Source organism: Bacillus sp. BR3(2024), from assembly GCF_039134555.1.
GTDB lineage: Bacteria > Bacillota > Bacilli > Bacillales > Bacillaceae_G > Bacillus_A > Bacillus_A cereus.
Window position 1 is genome coordinate 4538090 of sequence record NZ_CP152433.1, and the last position, 21886, is coordinate 4559975.

The following is a 21886-nucleotide window of genomic DNA, read 5'->3' on the forward strand; positions in this document are numbered from 1 at the left end:
TTGAAACATAAAAGTTTCAAGGTTTTCTGCTTATTAACTTAATCTAATAATAGTTAGGGTAGCCCCTGGCGTTGCTGTAGATAATGTAGCTACTGCAACTACTCCAAATAACTGTAAGCTAACAGCGGCTCCAGCAGGCAAGTTAGCGATTATTGTTGCACTAAATGAACCAGTAGCCACTGTCGGGGCATTTATCGTTCCCGCAAGCGGACTGCCATTTACAGTTATACGAGAACTTACAAGTAAACCTGCCGTTAAATTAATTGTATAGGCTATATAATAGTTTCCTGCATTCGCAACTGTAAATACAGTATTTCCACCACTAACGGTTATTCCTGGGCCAATATTTTGATTGTTCGGTAACGGTACGTTCGTACCCCCTAATAAAACGGAAATAGCGGTTCCTGATGTATTATTCGCAAACGCATACGTTGCAGTTGTACTAACTCCAGTCGCCCCGGTCGCTCCAGTGGCTCCAGCTCCGGTTGGACCTGTATCTCCAGTTGGACCTTGTGAACCGGTTGCTCCTGTAGCCCCCGTTGGACCTTGGATTCCTTGCGGGCCTTGAATTCCTTGGGGACCTTGAATCCCTTGTGGACCTGTCGCTCCGGTTGCTCCTGTAGCTCCCGTTGGACCTTGAATTCCTTGCGGGCCTTGAATTCCTTGTGGGCCTTGAATTCCTTGGGGACCTGTCGCTCCGGTTGCTCCTGTAACTCCCGTTGGACCTTGAATTCCTTGCGGGCCTTGAATTCCTTGGGGACCTTGAATCCCTTGTGGACCTGTCGCTCCAGTTGCTCCTGTAGCTCCCGTTGGACCTTGAATTCCTTGCGGGCCTTGAATTCCTTGTGGGCCTTGTGGGCCGGTCGGACCTATCTCTCCTTGCGGACCTTGGATTCCCTGTGGGCCTTGTGCCCCGGTTGCCCCTGTCGCTCCTTGGATTCCTTGAGGACCTTGTGGACCTTGAATTCCTTGGGAGCCGGTTGGACCTATGTCGCCTTGTGGGCCTTGAATTCCTTGGGGACCTTGTGCTCCGGTTGCCCCCGTTACTCCTTGGATTCCTTGGGGACCTTGAATACCCTGTGGACCGGTTGGACCTATCTCTCCTTGAACACCTTGGATTCCTTGCGGGCCCTGTAAACCCGTCACTCCGGTTGCTCCCGTTGCTCCTGTTGCTCCTGTCACTCCAGTTGAGCCTGTCGCCCCGGTATCTCCTGTTACTCCTGTCGCACCTGTTGCTCCTGTCGGGCCAGGTGGTCCACCTGATGGACCTGTCACTCCTGCCGGACCTGATGGCCCCGTTGGGCCGGTCGGTCCTGCTGGTCCTCCTGACGGGCCAGTCACCCCTGTTGGACCGGTTACTCCTGTTGGACCGGTAGTTCCTTCTCCCGTCGCTCCGGTTGCCCCCGTATCTCCTGTTGCTCCCGTCGGACCTTGCACTCCTTGAATTCCTTGTGGTCCTTGCACTCCTTGTGCACCTGTTGCTCCTTGAATCCCTTGTATTCCCTGCACTCCTTGTGCGCCCATCGGACCTGTTGGACCAATCGCCCCTTGTATTCCTTGCACTCCTTGGGGCCCCTCTGGACCGGTTGCTCCTATTTCCCCTTGTATCCCTTGAATTCCAGTTGCTCCTTGTGCTCCAGTTGCTCCCGTTATCCCTTGCACACCTTGTATTCCCTGTATTCCTTGTGGACCTTGTGGGCCGGTTGCTCCTTGCACTCCTTGAATGCCTTGTATTCCCTGAGGACCCTCTGGACCCGTTGCTCCAACTGGCCCTTGAACACCTTGTATTCCTTGCGGGCCCTGCAGTCCCTCTGGGCCTTCTGGGCCGGTTGGACCTATCTCTCCTTGTATCCCTTGGATTCCAGTTGGACCTTGTGACCCAGTCGGACCTATGTCACCTTGCGGACCTTGGATTCCCTGTGGGCCTTGTGCTCCTGTTCCCCCTGTCGCTCCTTGGATTCCTTGAGAACCTTGTGGGCCTTGAATTCCTTGTGGGCCAGTTGGACCTATGTCGCCTTGTGGGCCTTGAATCCCTTGCGGACCTTGATCTCCGGTGGCCCCCGTTACTCCTTGAATTCCTTGGGGACCTTGAACACCTTGTGGCCCTGTTGGACCTATCTCTCCCTGCACACCTTGGATTCCTTGCGGACCCTGTAAACCCGTCACTCCGGTTGCTCCCGTTTCTCCTGTCGCTCCTGTCACTCCAGTTGAGCCTGTCGCCCCAGTATCTCCTGTTACTCCTGTCGCCCCGGTTGCTCCTGTCGGGCCAGGTGGTCCACCAGATGGACCAGTTACTCCCGCCGGACCTGATGGCCCCGTTGGGCCGGTCGGTCCTGCTGGTCCTCCAGACGGGCCTGTTACCCCTGTTGGACCAGTTACTCCTGTTGGGCCTGTAGTGCCTTCCCCTGTCGCCCCAGTTGCTCCCATATCTCCTGTTGCCCCCGTCGGACCTTGGATTCCTTGAATTCCTTGTGGACCTTGCACTCCTTGTGCACCCGTCGCTCCTTGAATTCCTTGTACTCCTTGCACTCCTTGTGGCCCCATCGGACCGGTTGGACCAATCGCCCCTTGAGCACCTTGCACTCCTTGTGGCCCCTCTGGACCCGTTGCTCCTATTTCCCCTTGTATCCCTTGAATTCCAGTTGCTCCTTGTACTCCTGTTGCTCCCGTTATCCCTTGCACACCTTGTATTCCCTGAATTCCTTGTGGGCCTTGTGGGCCTGTTGCTCCTACCGGTCCTTGAATGCCTTGTATCCCCTGTGGACCCTCTGGACCCGTCGCTCCAACTGGCCCTGGCACACCTTGTATTCCTTGCGGGCCCTGCAGTCCCTCTGGGCCTTCTGGACCTGTTGGTCCTATATCACCCATCGGACCTTGTATCCCTTGAACTCCCTGTGGCCCTGTTTCTCCTGATGACCCTGGTACTCCTTGTATACCTTGTGGACCTTGATCTCCTGTGGCCCCTGTTACCCCTTGTGGCCCTATAACCCCCTGTATACCTTGTGGACCTTGATCTCCTGTTGCTCCCGTTGCCCCTTGAATACCTTGAACTCCTTGTATTCCTTGTTCACCAGTTACTCCCGTCGGACCAGGAATACCTTGAATACCCTGCGAACCTTCTGGACCTGTTGGCCCAATTGGTCCTTGAATCCCTTGGATTCCTTGCAAGCCCTGTGCTCCCGTACTTCCAGTCGGACCTGTACTTCCCGTTGCTCCTGTTACCCCTGTACTTCCTGTAGCCCCAGTATTCCCCGTTGCTCCAGTCGCACCTGTACTTCCACTCGGTCCACCACCTGGACCTGTCGCACCAGTCGGCCCCGTCGGACCAGGAGGTCCTCCAGATGGTCCAGTTATTCCAGTTGGACCTGTTATTCCAGTCGGGCCTGTTATCCCCTGACCAGTTGCTCCAGTCGCTCCGGTTGCACCTGTATTTCCACTCGGTCCTGGTGTTCCTTGTATCCCTTGTGCTCCTTGTATTCCTTGTGGACCAGTTGCACCCGGTAACCCTTGGACGCCTTGAATTCCTTGAGATCCCTCAGGTCCCGTCGCTCCAATTGGCCCCTGTAATCCCTGTATCCCTTGTATACCTTGTGCCCCAGTCGCTCCCGTTGGACCAATCGGACCTTGTAGCCCTTGCACACCCCCCGGTCCTGTCGCTCCAGTTTCTCCTTGTGGTCCTCTCAATCCTTGTGGCCCCTGCTGTCCTTCTGGTCCAGTTGCACCTATTGGACCAACTGATCCTTGTATCCCTTGCACACCTTGAGGTCCTGTCGAGCCCATCTCCCCCATCGGACCTTGTAATCCTCTTGGTCCTTGAGGTCCTGTTGGGCCTTGTGGACCGGTTGGACCAGTAATCCCTATACCTGTAAATCCAGTTGGAACAGGGGGGAAAGTAGGCCCAATAAGTTCTGGTGGAATTCTAAAATTAGAGCTTAACGAATTTTGCTTCCGATTATTATCACGATTCTTCACACTTTCACCACCTACAAACCGTCTTTTTCATAATAAATAAGCCTCTTCTTAATCTATTTACAAAAATAATTTCCAAGACTATTTTTATTTTAAATAATAAAAACTCCCTTAATTCCTTAAGGGAGTCCTGCAATTGAATCCATATTATCTGTATTAGGGACAGCTTGTGCTATACCCGATGTATTTACACTTTGCCCCATATTTGTTCCTGTTACAGTACCAGCAGGAGTGCCTCTTGTATATGTTGTCGTCACCGAATCACCTGGCTGTAAACAAAGCTTCGTCTCCGTCCCTATTACTGTAACAACATCAATCCAAGTGCACCCCATTGAACCACTATATGATTTCGAAGCAGTAAATGAAGTATCACTCAAATTATCACCGGTAAATATATTCCCAGTGTTATTCACAATAACAAATTCTTTTATATGAGCAGGCATAATTACACTCTACCTTTCCTCTATGAACCTAATGTACGTGTACTTGTTGCTAACGGCGGAAGAAACACTGATGTTCTAATGACTGCTTCTGGCTGTCTTTTCCCATTTAAAAAAATAGCCGCACTCGACCCTCCAGCACCTGCATATACTTTTGCTACAGCTAAAGGCGAGATATCATAACAGTCGCCGACATTAACAGCTCCTGTATTATTCATAATTTTTACTTTACGCAAATTAATCCCCATTTACCCCTCCTCCTTTTTATACTGTATGCAAAAGAAAAAAACTTGAAACAGACTCGTTTCAAGTTTTTAACTATTAACTATTTCGTTTCACCTTCATATTGAAGCATACCGCCAACCATATTCACTGTTTTAAATCCTTGCTCATTTAAATAATGACATACATTTTCACTGCGCATTCCTGAACGACAAATAAAGATATATTCATTCTCTTTATTAAAGAAATCTACTTTATGTGGGATATCGCCCATTTTAATATGTACAGCTTCTGGAATCTTTCCTGCCGCTACTTCTTCATCTTCTCTTACGTCTACTAAAAATAACGTTTCTCCATTTTCTAAACGCTCTTGTACCTCTTCTGTAGTAATTGTTTTAACTTCTGTCATATGTAGTTCCTCCTTATATACAATAAAACCTTTAGTTTCTTTTTCACAAACATTCTCTACCAATTTTAGCACGCAAAAGAAAGAACGCAAAGAATCGAAAAACTATTTCTCAATTTTCTCGCAAAACTTATTCTTTACAAACATAACTCTTGCATTGTATCCTCAATATACTTGTCTTATGAAAGGAGCCAATGAAAATGACACTTTCCCTTTTCATAATGGGCATCATTTTCTTAATCGCTGCAATTATTACTCTTAGTATGAAAAATACTAAAAAAATAAAATCCCCCCAAGAAATGTCATTCTTATTTCTATTGCTTAGTATCGCATTCTTCGGTATAGCAATTGCCACATATATTTTCCGTCTACAAATCATGTAAAAAAAGGTGCTTACTACAAACATTGCACCTTTTCCCCATCATTTGTCTTCTAAACAAAACTAGATACTTTCCGATTTAAAAATTCATAAACTTTCTTTTCAAATAAATGAATATCAAATGCTCCCGCCATATGCCCATTTATACTTTCTATCTCATACACTTCCGCATACTTCCCTTGTTTTTGCAAAATATCTACCATTTTATAGTTGTAACGAGACGGCTGAAGCAAATCTTGTTTACATGGAATCATAAGTACATTCGCTTCTATGTTAGAAAGAGATTCTTCTAATGAAGAAAAACCATGTGCAATATCATGCAATAAAACTGCCTTTGCAGTATACATCCATGAATTTGCATCTACTAACTCTATACTTCTATATGTCGCTTTATTTATCTCTTTTTCAAATGATGTTAGTGTAGAAAACTTTTCATAAGGTTCTATCTCTATACTATTATGAGGAAATGCCATTTCATAAAAATGCTCATCAAACGCGTTCATAAACATCATTCTATTTGCTAAATGAAGCCCCTTTATCGGCTGCTCTTCTCCATATTTTCCACCTTTCCAACTTGGATCCAGTTGAATTGCTTCAATCGCATTTTGCGCTACGTTTACTGACGTAATAATTGGATTTTGTGGGTTCGTAATAACGCCAATCATCCGCTCTACCATATGTGGATAGTGAACCGCCCATTGTTGTGCAATCATTCCCCCTGCCGACGGTCCAATTACAGCGTGTAACCTTGAAATTCCCATACCTTTTATTAACTCATATTGCATACGAGCTACATCAAGAAATGTAAAAACCGGAAAATCCATAGCATATTCTTCTCCAGTTTCTGGATTAATCGATTTCGGTCCTGTTGTAATCACATATGGATTTCTCACCTGCACATTACAAAGATTATCTGTACATATAACAAAATACTTATTTGTATCAATTGCTTTTCCAGGTCCAATGAGCCCATCCCACCAACCAGACTCCTCATCATGCACTGTATATTTTCCTGCCGCATGACTTGTTGCACTAAAATAATGACAAACCAAAATCACATTTGACCTTTCTCTATTTAACATACCATATGTCTCGTATCCCATTTGAACAGGAATTTCCCTGCCATTTTCAAACGTAAACCCTTTTAAAACAAACTTCTCCTTTTTTACAATTTGCACAGATTCTCCCTCTTCTCGTTATAGTATGAACTGCTTACTAAAGATTTTTTTCCATGCAAACTAATCTCCTTCTTCTTTTCATAAATAAATGAATAATATACAAAATTAGCCACAAAATAGCACTATATTACAAGATTAAAGAGGGTATACACATGATTTGGAATTGGTTACGTAAGAAAAAAAAATCAAATAAACCAGAAGCAAACGAAACAGATAATCAGGAGCAGCATTCTAACAATGAAGAGGATGATAACAAAGAACAGACTAGAAGTATGAAACATAATAAAGGTAAAAATCACGAACAAAAAGATTCTTCTCAGGATAAGCAACAAAGTACTAAACAAAAAGATTCTTCTCAGGATAAGCAACAAAGTACTAAACAAGAGGATTCCTCTCAGGATAAGCAACAAAGTACTAAACAAGAGGATTCCTCTCAGGATAAGCAACAAAGTACTAAACAAAAAAATTCTTCTCAGGATAAGCAACAAAGTACTAAACAAGAGGATTCCTCTCAGGATAAGCAACAAAACTCTAAACAGGATGATTCCTCTCAAGATAAGCAACAAAGTGCTAAACAAGAGGATTCCTCTCAGGATAAGCAACAAAACTCTAAACAAGATGACTCTTCTCAGGATAAGCAACAAAACTCTAAACAAGATGACTCTTCTCAGGATAAGCAACAAAACTCTAAACAGGATGATTCCTCTCAAGATAAGCAACAAAGTACTAAACAAGAGGATTCCTCTCAAGATAAACAACAAGGTGCTAAACAAGGTGATTCGTCTCAAGATAAACAACAAAACGCTAAGCAAGATGAACCTTCTCAAAGTAAGCAACAACACTCTAAAGGTAATAGTATTTATGATTTTACGAAACCAGAAAAAGACCGTATCCATTCTTTACAAAATTTAATAGAGAAGCTGAAAAAATCTAGTGATTTTGTGAATTATCATACATCCGACGATGAAACGATGCCTTATTGGATTTCTTACTATCGTCCTTCGCTTGATGGAGAGAAATTACAAAAATATTTAATGCCTACTCTTTTGGAACGACCTAATGCTTCACTAGAAGAGCTGAAAGAACATATTCCAATGAGCGGCATTACAATTACGAACGACTTACAAAAAATTGAGGATATGGTTTTAAAGGGGCATGCGATTATTCAATTGAATCAGCAAGATCAAAAATGTATGCTTGCAAACATTGCAATTGATAATTATCGTGCACCAACCCCTCCTTTAAACGAATCAACTGTTATTGGTCCGCAAGAAGGTTTCGTAGAAGATATTGATACAAACATTAATTTAGTTCGAAAACGTCTTCCTGTTTTAGATTTACAAACAAAAGAAATGATTATCGGCGAGTTTTCCAAAACAAAAGTTGTCATGATGTATTTAGACAATCTCGCTGAAAAAGATAATGTAGATTTTCTCGAGGAATCATTACGCGCTCTTGAATATGATCAAATTAATGATAGTGCTTATATACAAGAATTGATGGGTGAAAAATCGATTTTCCCTCTCTATATCAATACAGAACGCACTGATAGAGTTACAAAAGCACTAATTGATGGAAAAATCGCTATTTTCGTTGATGGTTCTCCAAGTGTTTTACTAACACCTGTATCCTATTTCGATTTTTTCATTTCACCAGAAGACTATAACGTCTCCTGGATGTACGCTACATTTTCAAGGATTTTAAGATTAATTGCCGTTCTATTTTCAATTTGCGCTACACCGTTATACGTTGCAGTTTTAAATTATCATTATGAACTTATTCCAAGTGATTTACTTGAAACTTTAATTTTATCAAGGGCACAAGTACCATTCCCACCTTTAATTGAAGCGCTCTTTTTAGAACTTGCAATTGATTTATTAAGAGAAGCCGGCGCAAGGTTACCGATGAAAGTTGGGCAAACACTCGGTATTGTAGGCGGTATCGTAATCGGGCAAGCATCTGTACAAGCTGGGTTAACGAGTAACATTTTATTAATTATCGTTGCACTATCGGCACTCGCTTCCTTTATTACACCTATTTATAAAATGGGGAACGCTGTTCGATTACTACGCTTTCCTTTTCTTATGTTTGCAGAAATAGGCGGATTGTTCGGGATTTCTCTTGGATTTATCTTTTTATTTACTCATCTCTTTAGACTTACTTCCTTACGTAAGCCGTACGCTTTGTTTTATCCGACAAGGCAACAATCAGTTAAAGATTCTTGGATTCGTTTTCCATTAACAATGATTGATACGAGAGATGTGCAAGCAAGACCACAACATGTAAAAAAAGCAGCGAAAGGAATTTCAACAAAACATAGATCAGATTTTGATGATTGAGAAATGAGGTGCATTGATGAGTAAAGTTCAAGAAAAATATCAAATATCTCCTATCTTTGTTTTCTTCTTAATTCACGGTGCACAGTTTGGTGCTGGAGTTCTCGGATTCGCTCGAATCATCGCAAAGGCCGCTGGATACGACGGATGGATGGGAGTTATAATCACAGGAATTTTCATCCATATTCTTATATGGATGATGTATGTCTTATTAAAAGAAACAAATGGGAATTTAGTTGATTTACATCGGCAAACATTTGGAAAATGGCTAGGAAATGGCATTAGCATCATCTTTATGGCTTATTTTTTAATCGTTAGTATTTCGGTCATCCGAACATATGTTGAAATTATTCAAGTATGGATGTTTCCTACCGCTTCCACCTTTATGTTAACACTCTTTTTATGCTTAGTTAGCTATTACATTATCTCTTCTGGATTTCGTGTAATTACCGGTATTTGCGTCATCTCTGTTGGTGGTACATTAGGATACTTATTTCTAAGCTTATTCGTTTTGAAATATTCACATTGGGATAATTTACTACCTATATTCACACATTCTTTTTCAGACATTTTAAAATCCGCTCAACTGTCAATCTACAGTATGACCGGTTTTGAAATTTACCTCATGGTGTATCCATTTGTGAAAAAGCCTATGCAATCTCATAAATACGCTCAGTTTGGAGCACTATTTTCAAATCTTCTATATTTATTTAGCACCCTTTTAGCCTTTGCATTTTTTAGTGAAAAACAATTGTTAAAAACGATATGGGCCCAACTTTCTATGACCCAAGTCATTCAATTACCATTTATAGAAAGACTCGAATATATTGCAATTTCAGGCTATGCACTCGTTATTATTTCAAGTTTCATCCTCCCTTTATGGGCGTCAATGAGAGGAACACATGAAATATTCCGTGTAAAACAAAGGGGTATTTTAATTGCTTTTATCTTTATCACTCTCATTGTTTCGCAACTTTTAACCAACAGACACGATATTAATAACTTTATTAGTAATGTATCAAAAGTTAGTTTTTGGCTCATTTATGTATACATCCCAATCCTATTTATTATTGTGTGGGTGAAAAGAAAATGGAAAAAATCAAAAGCACAAGCAAATTAATACTTATTTCTTGTATAACATTCTTCAGTCTAATTGGATGTTTACAAAAAAATATTATCGATGATGTACAACTTATTCAAGGAAGCGTTTTTGATGTCGCAAAAGATAATAAAGTAAAAGTGACATTCGTTTGTCCCATTCAGAAAAAAGGAAATAAAGTTCAAGTTTTTGAAGGCAGTGCAAATGCAGTAAAACAAGTAAAAGCAGACACATCTTTAGAGTCTTCTCAACCATTTGCTAGCGGACAAATGCGTGTCGCTCTATATACAATAAGGCTTGCCAAAACAGGAATGTCTACTTCATTCGATACATTACTTCGAGATGTGAATATAGGGAACGCTTTATATGCTGCTTTATTAGATGGGAATGGTACTGAACTTTTAAAGGGCAAATATTCGACTTCATACAACGTTGCAATTTATATAAAAAAATTGCTAGAACATAACATGGAGACCGGACCTTTACCAGCGGATAATCTACATATAGGAGCATTTCGCTATTATCAAGAAGGAAAAGACTACTATATTCCCATTCTAAAGAAGCATGGTGATAAAATAAAAATTACCGGAATTGGCCTTTTTAAAAAAGATAAATATATCGGTAAAATTGCGGAAAAAGATATGTTCATATTTAAAGGACTATTAGAGAAACATAAATTAGATTCACATGAATTTAAAACAGATTCTGCGTACGTAATGATTAATAATATTCGTTCTGTTCCAACTTACGATATAAAAATTAAAAATGGAAAGCCTTCTTTTTTCATTAACGTTCGTCTTGATGCACGTATTCAAGAACTATCAAAACAAATTAACTTAGAAAATAATAAGAACACAAAAAACATTGAAAAAGATGTCCAAAAACAATTAGATAAACAAGCTGCTAAGTTAATTAAGCAACTTAAATCTTTAGGCGTCGACCCTCTCGGGCTAGGTGCAAAGTATAAGCAACATTATCGCCCATTCAAATTAGAAGAATGGAGACAAATGTATAAAGATGTTCCGGTTCATATAAAATACACCGTAAATATTACAAATTCTGGTGTCATTGAATGAGAAATGATTGAACTCCTCTCCCCAGCATGATACAACGGAGAGAGGAGTTTTTTTATTATCAAATAGAGAGAGAAGATATTTATGGGGGAGCTTATGTCTAAAAAATTAGTAAAGCCTATTTTAAATGGTATTTTATTTCTCGGCGTCTTTTTATTTGCTCATACATACTTAAAAAATGTTTCCTTCACACGTTACTTGCTTGTCGTTATACCAATGTTACTGGTCGGTATTTTTGGCATCGATCTTATTTCATCCCTTTTAATAAAAAAAGAAGAATAACGAGCGAACATCTTATTTCGATAAGATGTTCTTTTCATTTCATAATCACCTTATGTTACAATAAACTTCGGCATAACGTAAGAAAGGATGAAACAACATGACAAACGAAAAAGGTTTAGATAAAGGATACGAACTTGTTGCGAAAATGCATGAAGTATTCGGACATCCTGTGACAAATACTCCAACAAAATTAACAGAAGAGCGTGCAAAAATCCGTGCAAGTTTTATGCAGGAAGAACTAGAAGAATTTCTAGAGGCAACGACTGTTGAAGATCAATACGATGCACTGATTGACCTTATTTACTTTGCATTCGGAACGTTTGCAGAAATGGGCGTACGTCCAGATAAAGGATTCGAAATTGTAAACAACGCCAACATGGCAAAACTATTCCCTGATGGGAAGCCTCGATTCCGTGAAGGCGACGGTAAGATTCTAAAGCCAGAAGGCTGGCAAGCACCGGAACCACAACTTCGTGCTGAAATTGAACGTCAGCGTCAAGAAGCTGAAAAAAACTGCTAGGATTTCCTAGCAGTTTTTTATTATGTCTTTTTTTCTGGCAATCATTAATGACCCACGTGTCCCGCATGTCCTGCAGCTCCACTAATGCTAGCCGCTCCTGCTGCTGCCCCCGCTCCTCCTGCTCCAATTCCACCTGTCCAAGGAGAAGATTGTTGTTGTTGTTGATATTGCTGGTATTGTTGGTGCTGTTGGTGCTGTTGACCTTGGTGTCCATGATGTTGGCCTTGGTGCCCATGATGACCGTGTTGGCCTTGATGACCTTGGTGATGGTGGTGACCTTGGTGTCCATGATGTTGGCCTTGGTGGTGATGTCCATGGTGACCATGTTGGCCTTGGTGAGTTTGATAAAGAACAGCCTGCGGATGTATATGATGGTGGCCGTGGTGATGTACTTGTTGTTGATGATGTCCATGATGGCCATGGTGACCTTGGTGGTGATGGTGTCCATGATGGCCATGGTGACCTTGGTGGTGATGATGTCCATGATGGCCATGGTGACCTTGATGATGGTGGCCATGATGACCGTCGTGGTGGCCATGGTGACCGTAAAAACCTTGTGGATAACCACCTACTCCGCCTGCCACAACACCTACTCCCGGTACCGGAAATCCTGTTTGTACTCCTCCAACGAAAGATGGGAATGTAGTTGGTACGCCTACTGGTACTCCTCCGGCTGCTCCGCCTACAAATGTTGGGATTCCTGTTTGTGATCCAGCTACTGATGATGGAAATCCTCCTGTTAATGTTGGAATTCCAGTTTGTGCTCCAGCTACTGATGTGGAAAATCCTCCAGGTGTTCCACCCATCCAGCTCGGAATTCCGCCATATCCTTGTTGTCCGCCTCCCATTAACATCATTTGTTCATAACTATCCGATCCACCTCCGAAAAAGCCATGTGGTGCATTATTGTCCATCCCTTTCATTCCTTTCACCTCTTCTACTCAATTTAGCCTACCTTTTTTATCATATTTCCTATAGAAAAATAGGTGTTTGTCTGTATTGGAATTCCGCTCTTTTATTTGTACGTATTGGAATAATTGAAAACTTAGACTAGGGTGATCCAGAGATTATTTTCTACACAAAAAAGCTCAGAGTATACATACTCTGAGCTTTTATTTAGAATAAATTAATTTGCAACAACATTAACAAGTTTTCCAGGAACAACAATTACTTTACGAACTGTTTTCCCTTCAATTTGGTCTTGAATTGCTTCAAGTGCAAGTTGTTCCATTTCTTCTTTTGATGCGTCTTTACTCATTGTTAGTTTTGCGCGAACTTTACCCATAACTTGAACAACAATTTCAACTTCATCTTCTACAAGTTTAGACTCATCAAATGTTGGCCAGCTTGCATATGTGATTGTTTCATTGTATCCAAGTTTGCTCCATAGCTCTTCCCCGATATGAGGTGCAACTGGTGCAATCATTTTTACGAAACCTTCTACATATTCTCTCGGAAGTGTTTCAGCTTTGTATGCATCGTTGATGAATACCATCATTTGAGAAATCGCTGTGTTGAAGCGAAGCTCTGCATAGTCTTCTGTTACTTTCTTCACTGTTTGATGGTAAGCTTTTTCAAGCTCTTTATTTGGTGCGTCAGTAATTTTCTCACTTAATTCACCGTTATCTTGAACGAATAGACGCCATACGCGGTCTAGGAAACGACGAGCTCCGTCAAGACCATTTTCAGACCAAGCAATTGAAGCATCTAATGGTCCCATGAACATTTCGTATAGACGAAGTGTATCTGCACCGTGGCTTGCTACGATATCATCAGGATTTACAACGTTACCTTTTGATTTACTCATTTTCTCGTTGTTTTCACCTAGAATCATACCTTGGTTGAATAATTGTTGGAATGGCTCTTTCGTTGGAACTACACCGATATCGTATAATACTTTATGCCAGAAACGAGCATATAGTAAGTGAAGTACGGCATGTTCTGCACCACCGATATAAATATCAACTGGAAGCCATTGTTTTACTTTTTCAGGATCTACAAGTGCTTCGCTATTGTTTGGATCGATGTAACGTAGGTAGTACCAGCAGCTACCAGCCCATTGCGGCATTGTGTTCGTTTCACGACGACCTTTTTTACCAGTCTCAGGATCAACAACATTTACCCACTCGTCAATGTTAGCAAGTGGTGATTCACCTGTACCTGAAGGACGGATGTTTTCTGTTTTCGGAAGAACTAATGGTAATTCCTCCTCTTTCACAGCTGTCATTGTACCATCTTCCCAGTGAATTACTGGAATTGGTTCACCCCAGTAACGTTGACGGCTGAATAACCAGTCACGTAGACGGTACGTTACTTTTTGATTTCCTGCGCTCGTTGCTTCAAGCCATTCAATCATTTTTGCGATTGCTTCTTCTTTATTTAATCCATCAAGGAATGCTGAGTTTACGTGTGCACCATCACCTGTGTACACTTCTTTCGTAATATCTCCGCCTTTTACAACTTCCTTCATTGGAAGATTAAATACTGATGCGAATTCATAGTCACGCTCATCGTGAGCTGGAACTGCCATTACAGCACCTGTTCCGTAAGTTGCAAGAACATAGTCAGCGATCCAGATTGGTAATTTCTCACCGTTTACTGGGTTAACTGCGTAAGCACCAGTGAATACACCAGTTTTCTCTTTCGCAAGTTCTGTACGCTCTAGGTCACTCTTCATTTTTACAGCGTTAATGTAAGCTTCTACCGCTTCTTTTTGTTCTGCTGTTGTAATTTCTGCAACAAGTGCATGTTCTGGAGCTAGTACACAGTATGTTGCACCAAATAATGTATCAGGGCGCGTTGTGAAAACTGTGAATTTCTCGTCTGTACCATCGATGTTGAAGTGTACTTCTGCACCTTCAGAACGACCGATCCAGTTACGTTGCATATCTTTTAAGCTTTCAGGCCAATCAAGCTCATCTAGATCTTCTAATAGACGATCTCCGTAAGCTGTAATTTTTAACATCCACTGTCTCATCGGACGACGCTCAACTGGATGTCCACCACGCTCACTCTTACCGTCAATGATTTCTTCGTTTGCAAGTACTGTACCAAGTGCTGGGCACCAGTTTACAGGTACTTCATCAACGTAAGCTAAGCCTTTTTCAAATAGTTTTAGGAAGATCCATTGCGTCCACTTATAGTAGTTTGGATCTGTTGTATTTACTTCACGGTCCCAATCGTAAGAGAAACCTAATGATTTAATTTGGTTACGGAACGTATTAATATTATGCTCTGTAAATTCAGCTGGGCTGTTTCCAGTATCAAGTGCATATTGCTCTGCTGGAAGACCAAATGCATCCCATCCCATTGGATGCAGAACGTTATATCCTTGCATACGCTTCATACGAGATAAAATATCTGTCGCTGTATAACCTTCTGGATGTCCTACGTGTAAGCCTGCACCTGATGGATATGGGAACATATCTAGTGCATAAAATTTTGGTTTTTCTGTCTCATCTGGCGTACGGAATGTTTTATTCTCTTCCCAGTACCCTTGCCACTTCTTCTCAATTTCTTGATGATTAAAGCTCATGAGATACCCTCCTTGAAATTCTATTTATTTTCACCGCCCAAAATACAAAAAACCTCTCATCCCTAGAAAGGGACGAGAGGTTATAGATTCCCGCGGTACCACCCTAAATTAATGTACAAATATACATTCGCTTAGATCCGTAACGTGGATTAACGGCAATTGCTACTATTAGTTTCACAACTGCAACTCAAAGGCGAGTTCATAACGAAACGTGGATTGACTTGCACCGACCGTCAACTCTCTAAACCAGCTTCTATTACTACTACTCCTTCTCACTGTTATTACACATATAAGTTAAGTGAACTATCCTTCACCTAGTATCTCTTAAGAGCTTACTTAAAGCGAGGACTTCTCGGTTAATCGTTACTCTTAATAACTAACGAATTCATCTTAAGACAGCCGAGCTATCTCCCTTGTTCTAAAGGTTGTTTTATTTAAATATATTCTAAAACATGTTACATGTTCCGTCAAACTAAACTGCAATTTTTTCTTCAACTGTTTCTTCTACTTTTACTCGTTTATCATAAATGCTCGTTGCTATAAGCGCTACTACAAGCATTACCATGATTGCTATAAACAATACTTCCATATTGTATAAATCCACAATTGCTCCGCCAACGACCGGCCCGAACATTTTCCCTACAGTCGCCGCACTATTTACGACACCTTGATAAAATCCTAATTTATCTTTTGGTGCAAGTATATTTGCAATCGTTGGAACCGCAGGCCATACAAATAACTCACCAATTGTTAATGTTACCATCGCAACGAGGAACATCGTAAATTGCTGCGCTTGACTTAACACAATGAATGACGCCGCAAAAATGAAAATTCCAATCATAATTTGCTGTTTTAAAGAACGCTTCATCCAACGAATTAGCATACTAACAAGTGGTTGCGCACAAACAATCATCGCTCCGTTTATCGTCCATAGTAAACTATAGTGACGAAGGCTAATATTCAATTCTTGCATATGTGTTGCAATCGCTCCTTGCCACTGTACGTATGTAACCCAGCATAAAGCATATGCTACACACACGATAAGAAGTGCTTTAAATCCAGGTGTAAGTGACCACCCTTTTTTCGTTTCGACTTCTTTTTGCACTCCTGGCTCTTTCTTGTCTTCCATACCGCGGAATCCAATAAAAGCAATTAAAAAGAAAACAAAGTATAAAATAAAATTCGCTAAGAAAATATAATCAAAACGATACGATGCAACTAATCCACCACATGCTGTTCCGATCGCAATACCAACATTTTGTCCAACGTACATCGCATTAAATGCCCGTCTTCCGCCTTCTGGCCAAACCGTACCAACCATCGCATACATCGATGGGAAGACCATTCCAGAACCGAAGCCGATTAACGCTAGCCACACAACATATAACGGCCAACCGTGGAAGAACACAAGACCTAAAATCGATACAAGTGTAATCACAATCCCTACTAAAGTTGATTTATAACCGCCCCATTTATCAAATAAAACACCGCCGAGCAAGTTTCCGATTACACCAGTAAGCGAATTGATCATTAATACCATTCCGGCCACAGATAAAGATTTTCCTAGGTGATCATGCAAATAAATTGTATTAAAAGGCCATAAAAAAGAAGCACCCGTGACATTAATAATCATCCCAGCTACTAATAGCCATACTTTCCTTGGCATAGTTTCCCCTCCTATTCTATTTTTTTCGTTCATATATATAACAGTAAAATTGTAGTCGTTTTTAAATAGGAAGGCAACTGATTAATAGTTGATGAAATTCAGATAATGGTTCGACGGTAAATGAAATTATACTGATTGCTTCTTGGATTATCTCAGCGATTATTAAAATATATCGACTTACCGACAAAAAATGACAACAGTAACAATGTATAAAGAGGCTGCATGAACTTCATGCAGCCTCTTTATACTATCCAACTTCCTTTTCTCGCTTCGCACTTTCTTTAGCGCTCCATTTAAATATTTTATCTAATAAGGAATATATTCTCCCAGATTCTTTCGTTAACAAAGGTCCTAACGATGCTAATATTAAAACATACAAAGCAGAGAATGGTTTAATAGTTGCCATTAAGCCGCCCGCAATTCCAATATTCGCGACGATAATGGAAAATTCTCCGCGTGATACAAGTGTTAAACCGATATTCGTAGAAGCCTTATGCGATAACCCAGCTTTACGCCCCGCAACCATTCCAGCAGTAAAATTACCGATAAGAGTAATGAAAACTGCTCCTAATGCCAACCACACTGCTCCTCCAAGTGAAAATGGATCTATACTTAAACCGAAGCTGAAAAAAAATATAGCTCCAAAGAAATCACGAAACGGAACAACGAGCTGTTCAATTCGATCACTATGCTCTGTTTCAGAAAAGACGAGCCCCAATAATAATGCTCCAATCGCCTCCGCGACATGAATCGTTTCTGAAAATCCTGCTACAAAGAACAAAATAGCGAATATTACGATAATAAAAATTTCATTGGACGAAATATCTAACATTTTATTTAAAAATCGTGTAGCTTTTCTAGCAACTACAAAGAATAGTAGCATATACCCTACTGCGATTAAAATAGATGTAAGAGCCCCTACAAGTGACGTTGCCCCTCCGAGTACTAATCCTGAAATGACTGATAAATATACGGCTAAAAAGATATCATCAAACATAATGATTCCTAAAATTAGCTCCGTCTCTTTATTACCAGATCTTCTTAAATCAACAATTACTTTCGCAACAATTGCACTCGATGAAATTGTTATAATCCCAGCAATAATTAATGTTTCTAATAAGGGGAAACCCATTATATATCCGTAAAGTAAACCTAATATAAAATTAAGCGATATATGAACAGTTCCCCCAAAAGCAATTGATTTTCCTGATTTAATTAATTTTTTAATTGAGAATTCTAAGCCTAAATAGAATAAGAGGAATATAACGCCAACACGGCCGAGGAAGGAAATAACTTCTCCGCTTTCAATAAATCTTAAATCGATAAGCCCTAAATCTGGCGCATGTGGCCCCACTAGCATACCGAGTATAATGAGAAACGGAATAATCGAGAACTTTAACTTTGCAGCGAGAATAGCTGCAAAAGCGACTAATACTAACGCAGTCCCAACTTCAAAGATTAAAGTATCCATCGATTATGAATCCCCTCCTACTGAAAGCAACTCATTAATAATTCTTTTTACTTCATGTCTTTCACCTGATAGTACGAGCATATCGCCAGCTTCAATGATAGAATCTGGGCCTGGATTAAAGAACTTCTTCATATTCTTTTTCAAAATGGCAATAATCGTTACGTTATATGTGTTTCGGACATGTAAACTACCAATTGTTTTTTGTACGACTGGTGCATTATTTTCCACCTTAAACCACTCAATTGATAATCCTTCAAAGGCCATTTCAATCGTATCTAAAGCTTGTGGTCTATATACCATTCCGCCCAATATAGCTGCAATTTGTCTCGCTTCGGAATCACGAAGAGAGACGCTTGAAATACTCTCCTCATGATCAGCATCAAAATGGTACATTTCTCTTCGGCCATCATCATGAATAACGATAACCATCTTTTCATTACCTTTTGTAATCACTTCAAACTTACATCCAATACCCGGCAGTTCACTCTCTCTAATATTCATATTTTCCGCCTCCTAATTCTTTTAGTTACGGCTTTTATAAATCGACATCAATCTCCGTTTTAAAGGTCTCATCCTTTGAAATACCTAAATACTTTAGCGTCTCTGATGGAGTCGCGTGATGAAAATGTTTTTGCAACAGCGCAATCGCTATCCCTCTTTTGTACGCATGAAATCCGAACGTTTTTCGCATTGAATTCGTTCCGATCTTACCAACAACTCCAACTGCTTCTGCAGCATTATGAATTACACGATACGCTTGTTGGCGCGTAATTGAATTTGGCGTTTTATTAGATTGAAATACGTAATTTTCTCTTTTAACGCCAATAGATTGTACGTAATCTAAAAGCGCTTCTTTTACTTTTGTATTTAAATAAATATCTTGTTTGAATTTTTCATCTTTCACAGGAAGAGTATAAAACTCTTTAACAGTCCCATCTTCATTTAATACATCTTCAAATTTCATGCTAAGTAATTCTGTAATTTTTAATCCTGTGTTAATTCCAATAACAAATAAAAGATAATCTCGCTGGGAGTGCTCTTTTAAATATTTTTTCATAGCCTCAATTTGGCTTATATCTTTTAATGCCTCTACAACTTCCATACATGTATTCTCCTCATCTTATGAACGGTAATTTTCTCATTATGTTGTCCATTTTACCTTATCATGCTATGAGATTTCCATGTGTTATCCATTATTTTCACAATATACTCAGGTGGTTCTGAAAACTTTCAATGTGGAAACTTACGATTGTATAAATACGTTGCGGTAAAAAATGTGGGGATAAAAGCTTAGCTTCTTTCTACAGATTTGATTCCTCCTTTCCTTATACAGCTACTTCTACTTTTATATTACGTTACTTACTTACATTATATTATACATTTCAGTAACATTAAAGCGTTTTTTCTGAAAATAATAAAAACCGAGCGTTTTTGCTCGGTTTTTATTATTAATCTTCTTTCGGAAGAACAATTCCTTTATACAATTGAACTGTAATGAAGTAATAAATCGCATAAATAACTACGAAAATTACGATTGGTACCCAAATACGGAAGTACGGATCAAGTAAAATAAATCCGAAAATATTCATACCAACTAATACGTGAGCAATACCTACAATTGCTGGGAATAGGAATACTAAGAATAACTCTTTATAAATTGATTTTGTTAATAATTCACGGCGCACCCCGATTTTACGAAGCATTTGATAACGCGTAATATCTTTTGATGCACCAGAAAGAATTTTGAACATTAAACAACTTGCCATCATTGCTAAGAAAGCAATTCCAAGGAAGAAGCCCATAAATACTGTTCCGCTCGCAAGACCGTAGAACATGTCGTAAGATTGATATTTACTGTTCATTCTTTCAGCTGTTACATTTTTATATTTATCTAATTGCAACTCGTCAAGTTTTTTCCATTCTTTTGTATATGTTAAGAAATCATCTGCTTTTCCGATAAATGCTATACCTTCTTTACCACTTATCCCATCGTACATTTTTTGATCTACAATTTTAATTGCATGATCTTCATATATATAATATGGATGAATTGTGCTAAAAGCATCGACCCATTCTTCTGGAAGTTCTTTAGCGTTCGCATCTTTTTCATTCATTTCTCTAGAAACTGCGCCTACTGGTAATTCCTGTGAAGCCTTCTTCGTATTTACTAAATCCTTCATCGACTTCATATTTTCCATATCTTTTACTAAAGGACGATTTTTCTCTAAATCTTCTTTTACATAGTAAACGTATTTATCATCTACTTTGTAACGATATTCGCTTTTCTCTTTAAATGTAATACCGTCTAAAATTTTCTTTTCTTCAGCTGTCGGATTATGAACTACTGAATCATAGATTACTAAACCATCAACCATTTTTATAACGTTATTTTTAAACGCCATACCACCTGAAATCGCACCAGCTCCAAGAGCAACTAACATCGCTACTGTTGCAAGTACTTTCGTTAAGCTATTAATACGGAAATTTAATTGTGCAAATGTAAAAGCGTTAAGTCCTTTTTCACTACGCTTTTTATTACTTTTTAACTTTTTAATAATAACTGGAAGAAGTGATCCAAATAGCATATAAGTACCAGCTGTCGTTGTAATTAATGCAATAAGGATTCCCATTTCTCTTAGTTTTTCCATGTAAATCATTGATGCATAGCCAATGCCTAATAAAATAACCGCAAGGAATGCAACTAAGCCTGTCATTTTTCCTTTTACCGCAACACGTTCTGTTTGTGCATCTGCATGTACAAGTTGCAATACAGAAATACGTGATAACTTAATACTGTTCATAATTGCTGATAGTACAAATAGTGCAAAGAAGAAGATACAAGTAACAGTCATAGATGGCAGATAAAATGCTTTATAGCCTTCACCAGCAAATTCTAATTGTTTCATTAATAATTGACCGATACCTTCTGCAAGTCCTACACCAACTGCAATTCCAATTGCAAGAGACGCGGCGCCTAATACAATTGTCTCAATAAACATAAGTAATGTAACTTTATGCTTTTTTGCTCCTAACATCATATACATACCAAACTCTTTTTGACGAAGAGATAGTAAGAAAGAGTTCGCATATAAAATATAGAAGAACGTTATGATTGCTAATAAAAATGAACCTGCTTGGAATACAAATCCGATTGATTTAATCACTGAATTAGATTCAAGAAATGATTCATTTAGTGCTAACGTTTGAAACATATAAAAAATTGAGATCGACATGACAAGACCAACAAGTAAGACGATGTAATCTTTTAGCTTACTCTTTAGTCCTGACATGGAAAGTTTGAATAACATGC

Annotated in this window: 18 protein-coding genes and 1 other annotated feature; of the genes, 6 read left to right on the forward strand and 12 right to left on the reverse strand. The window is 39.8% G+C overall.

Going from position 1 to position 21886, the window contains the following annotated elements:
* Window positions 1-33: 33 nt before the first annotated feature.
* The 4 genes from V7S45_RS23405 to V7S45_RS23420 all read right to left on the reverse strand — a co-directional run bounded on the left by V7S45_RS23405 (window position 34) and on the right by V7S45_RS23420 (window position 5040).
* On the reverse strand, window positions 34-3972 hold the full coding sequence (locus V7S45_RS23405; protein WP_342761510.1) for a BclA-related collagen-like exosporium protein: 3939 nt from the start codon (window positions 3970-3972) through the stop codon (window positions 34-36).
* A gap of 116 nt (window positions 3973-4088) precedes the next feature.
* On the reverse strand, window positions 4089-4412 hold the full coding sequence (locus V7S45_RS23410) for a hypothetical protein (protein ID WP_001110855.1): 324 nt from the start codon (window positions 4410-4412) through the stop codon (window positions 4089-4091).
* Between the two features lie 20 nt (window positions 4413-4432).
* Window positions 4433-4657 carry a spore germination protein gene (locus V7S45_RS23415; protein ID WP_000512468.1) on the reverse strand — a complete coding sequence of 75 codons (225 nt, stop codon included), beginning with the start codon at window positions 4655-4657 and terminating at the stop codon, window positions 4433-4435.
* Between the two features lie 77 nt (window positions 4658-4734).
* A complete protein-coding gene (locus V7S45_RS23420; RefSeq protein WP_000141207.1) occupies window positions 4735-5040 on the reverse strand; it encodes a rhodanese-like domain-containing protein in 306 nt (101 codons plus the stop codon).
* Between the two features lie 197 nt (window positions 5041-5237).
* Between V7S45_RS23420 and V7S45_RS23425 the strand changes: the two genes are divergently transcribed.
* Window positions 5238-5420 (forward strand): hypothetical protein, encoded by a 183-nt coding sequence (locus tag V7S45_RS23425; RefSeq protein WP_000175905.1) that lies wholly within the window; start codon window positions 5238-5240, stop codon window positions 5418-5420.
* Window positions 5421-5469: 49 nt separating this feature from the next.
* Here V7S45_RS23425 and V7S45_RS23430 read toward each other — a convergent pair whose 3' ends face one another.
* Window positions 5470-6594 (reverse strand): homoserine O-acetyltransferase, encoded by a 1125-nt coding sequence (locus V7S45_RS23430; protein WP_342761511.1) that lies wholly within the window; start codon window positions 6592-6594, stop codon window positions 5470-5472.
* A gap of 152 nt (window positions 6595-6746) precedes the next feature.
* Between V7S45_RS23430 and V7S45_RS23435 the strand changes: the two genes are divergently transcribed.
* The 5 genes from V7S45_RS23435 (at window position 6747) to V7S45_RS23455 (ending at window position 11904) form a co-directional block, all read left to right on the forward strand.
* Window positions 6747-8933: a spore germination protein gene (locus tag V7S45_RS23435; RefSeq protein WP_342761512.1), complete on the forward strand. Its 2187-nt coding sequence runs from the start codon at window positions 6747-6749 to the stop codon at window positions 8931-8933.
* Between the two features lie 16 nt (window positions 8934-8949).
* Window positions 8950-10050 (forward strand): spore germination protein, encoded by a 1101-nt coding sequence (locus tag V7S45_RS23440; RefSeq protein WP_000049053.1) that lies wholly within the window; start codon window positions 8950-8952, stop codon window positions 10048-10050.
* Window positions 10020-11105 (forward strand): spore germination protein GerHC, encoded by a 1086-nt coding sequence (gerHC, locus tag V7S45_RS23445; RefSeq protein ID WP_000411389.1) that lies wholly within the window; start codon window positions 10020-10022, stop codon window positions 11103-11105. Before V7S45_RS23440 ends, gerHC begins: the two co-directional genes overlap by 31 nt.
* 93 nt (window positions 11106-11198) lie before the next feature.
* Window positions 11199-11384 (forward strand): hypothetical protein, encoded by a 186-nt coding sequence (locus V7S45_RS23450; RefSeq protein WP_000038781.1) that lies wholly within the window; start codon window positions 11199-11201, stop codon window positions 11382-11384.
* 97 nt (window positions 11385-11481) lie between these two features.
* Entirely contained in the window at window positions 11482-11904 is a 423-nt protein-coding gene (locus tag V7S45_RS23455) for a hypothetical protein (protein WP_000180554.1), read from the forward strand.
* Between the two features lie 44 nt (window positions 11905-11948).
* On the opposite strand, the gene V7S45_RS23460 is transcribed toward V7S45_RS23455, so the two are convergent.
* The 7 genes from V7S45_RS23460 to V7S45_RS23490 all read right to left on the reverse strand — a co-directional run bounded on the left by V7S45_RS23460 (window position 11949) and on the right by V7S45_RS23490 (window position 21884).
* A complete protein-coding gene (locus V7S45_RS23460) occupies window positions 11949-12827 on the reverse strand; it encodes a hypothetical protein (protein WP_342761513.1) in 879 nt (292 codons plus the stop codon).
* Between the two features lie 203 nt (window positions 12828-13030).
* On the reverse strand, window positions 13031-15439 hold the full coding sequence (gene leuS / locus V7S45_RS23465; RefSeq protein ID WP_000009461.1) for a leucine--tRNA ligase: 2409 nt from the start codon (window positions 15437-15439) through the stop codon (window positions 13031-13033).
* Window positions 15440-15504: 65 nt separating this feature from the next.
* Window positions 15505-15724 (reverse strand) — a binding site (T-box leader).
* A 187-nt stretch (window positions 15725-15911) separates the two neighbouring features.
* A complete protein-coding gene (locus tag V7S45_RS23470) occupies window positions 15912-17105 on the reverse strand; it encodes an MFS transporter (protein WP_001137561.1) in 1194 nt (397 codons plus the stop codon).
* A 247-nt stretch (window positions 17106-17352) separates the two neighbouring features.
* Window positions 17353-18576, reverse strand: coding sequence for a cation:proton antiporter (locus V7S45_RS23475; RefSeq protein WP_025687328.1), 1224 nt, complete (start codon window positions 18574-18576; stop codon window positions 17353-17355).
* Between the two features lie 3 nt (window positions 18577-18579).
* Window positions 18580-19077, reverse strand: a complete 498-nt coding sequence (locus tag V7S45_RS23480; protein WP_001026053.1) for a cation:proton antiporter regulatory subunit — start codon at window positions 19075-19077, stop codon at window positions 18580-18582.
* A 34-nt stretch (window positions 19078-19111) separates the two neighbouring features.
* Window positions 19112-19678 carry a tyrosine-type recombinase/integrase gene (locus V7S45_RS23485; RefSeq protein ID WP_000454210.1) on the reverse strand — a complete coding sequence of 189 codons (567 nt, stop codon included), beginning with the start codon at window positions 19676-19678 and terminating at the stop codon, window positions 19112-19114.
* Window positions 19679-20024: 346 nt separating this feature from the next.
* Window positions 20025-21884, reverse strand: coding sequence for an ABC transporter permease (locus tag V7S45_RS23490; RefSeq protein WP_025687327.1), 1860 nt, complete (start codon window positions 21882-21884; stop codon window positions 20025-20027).
* Between the last annotated feature and the right edge of the window lie 2 nt (window positions 21885-21886).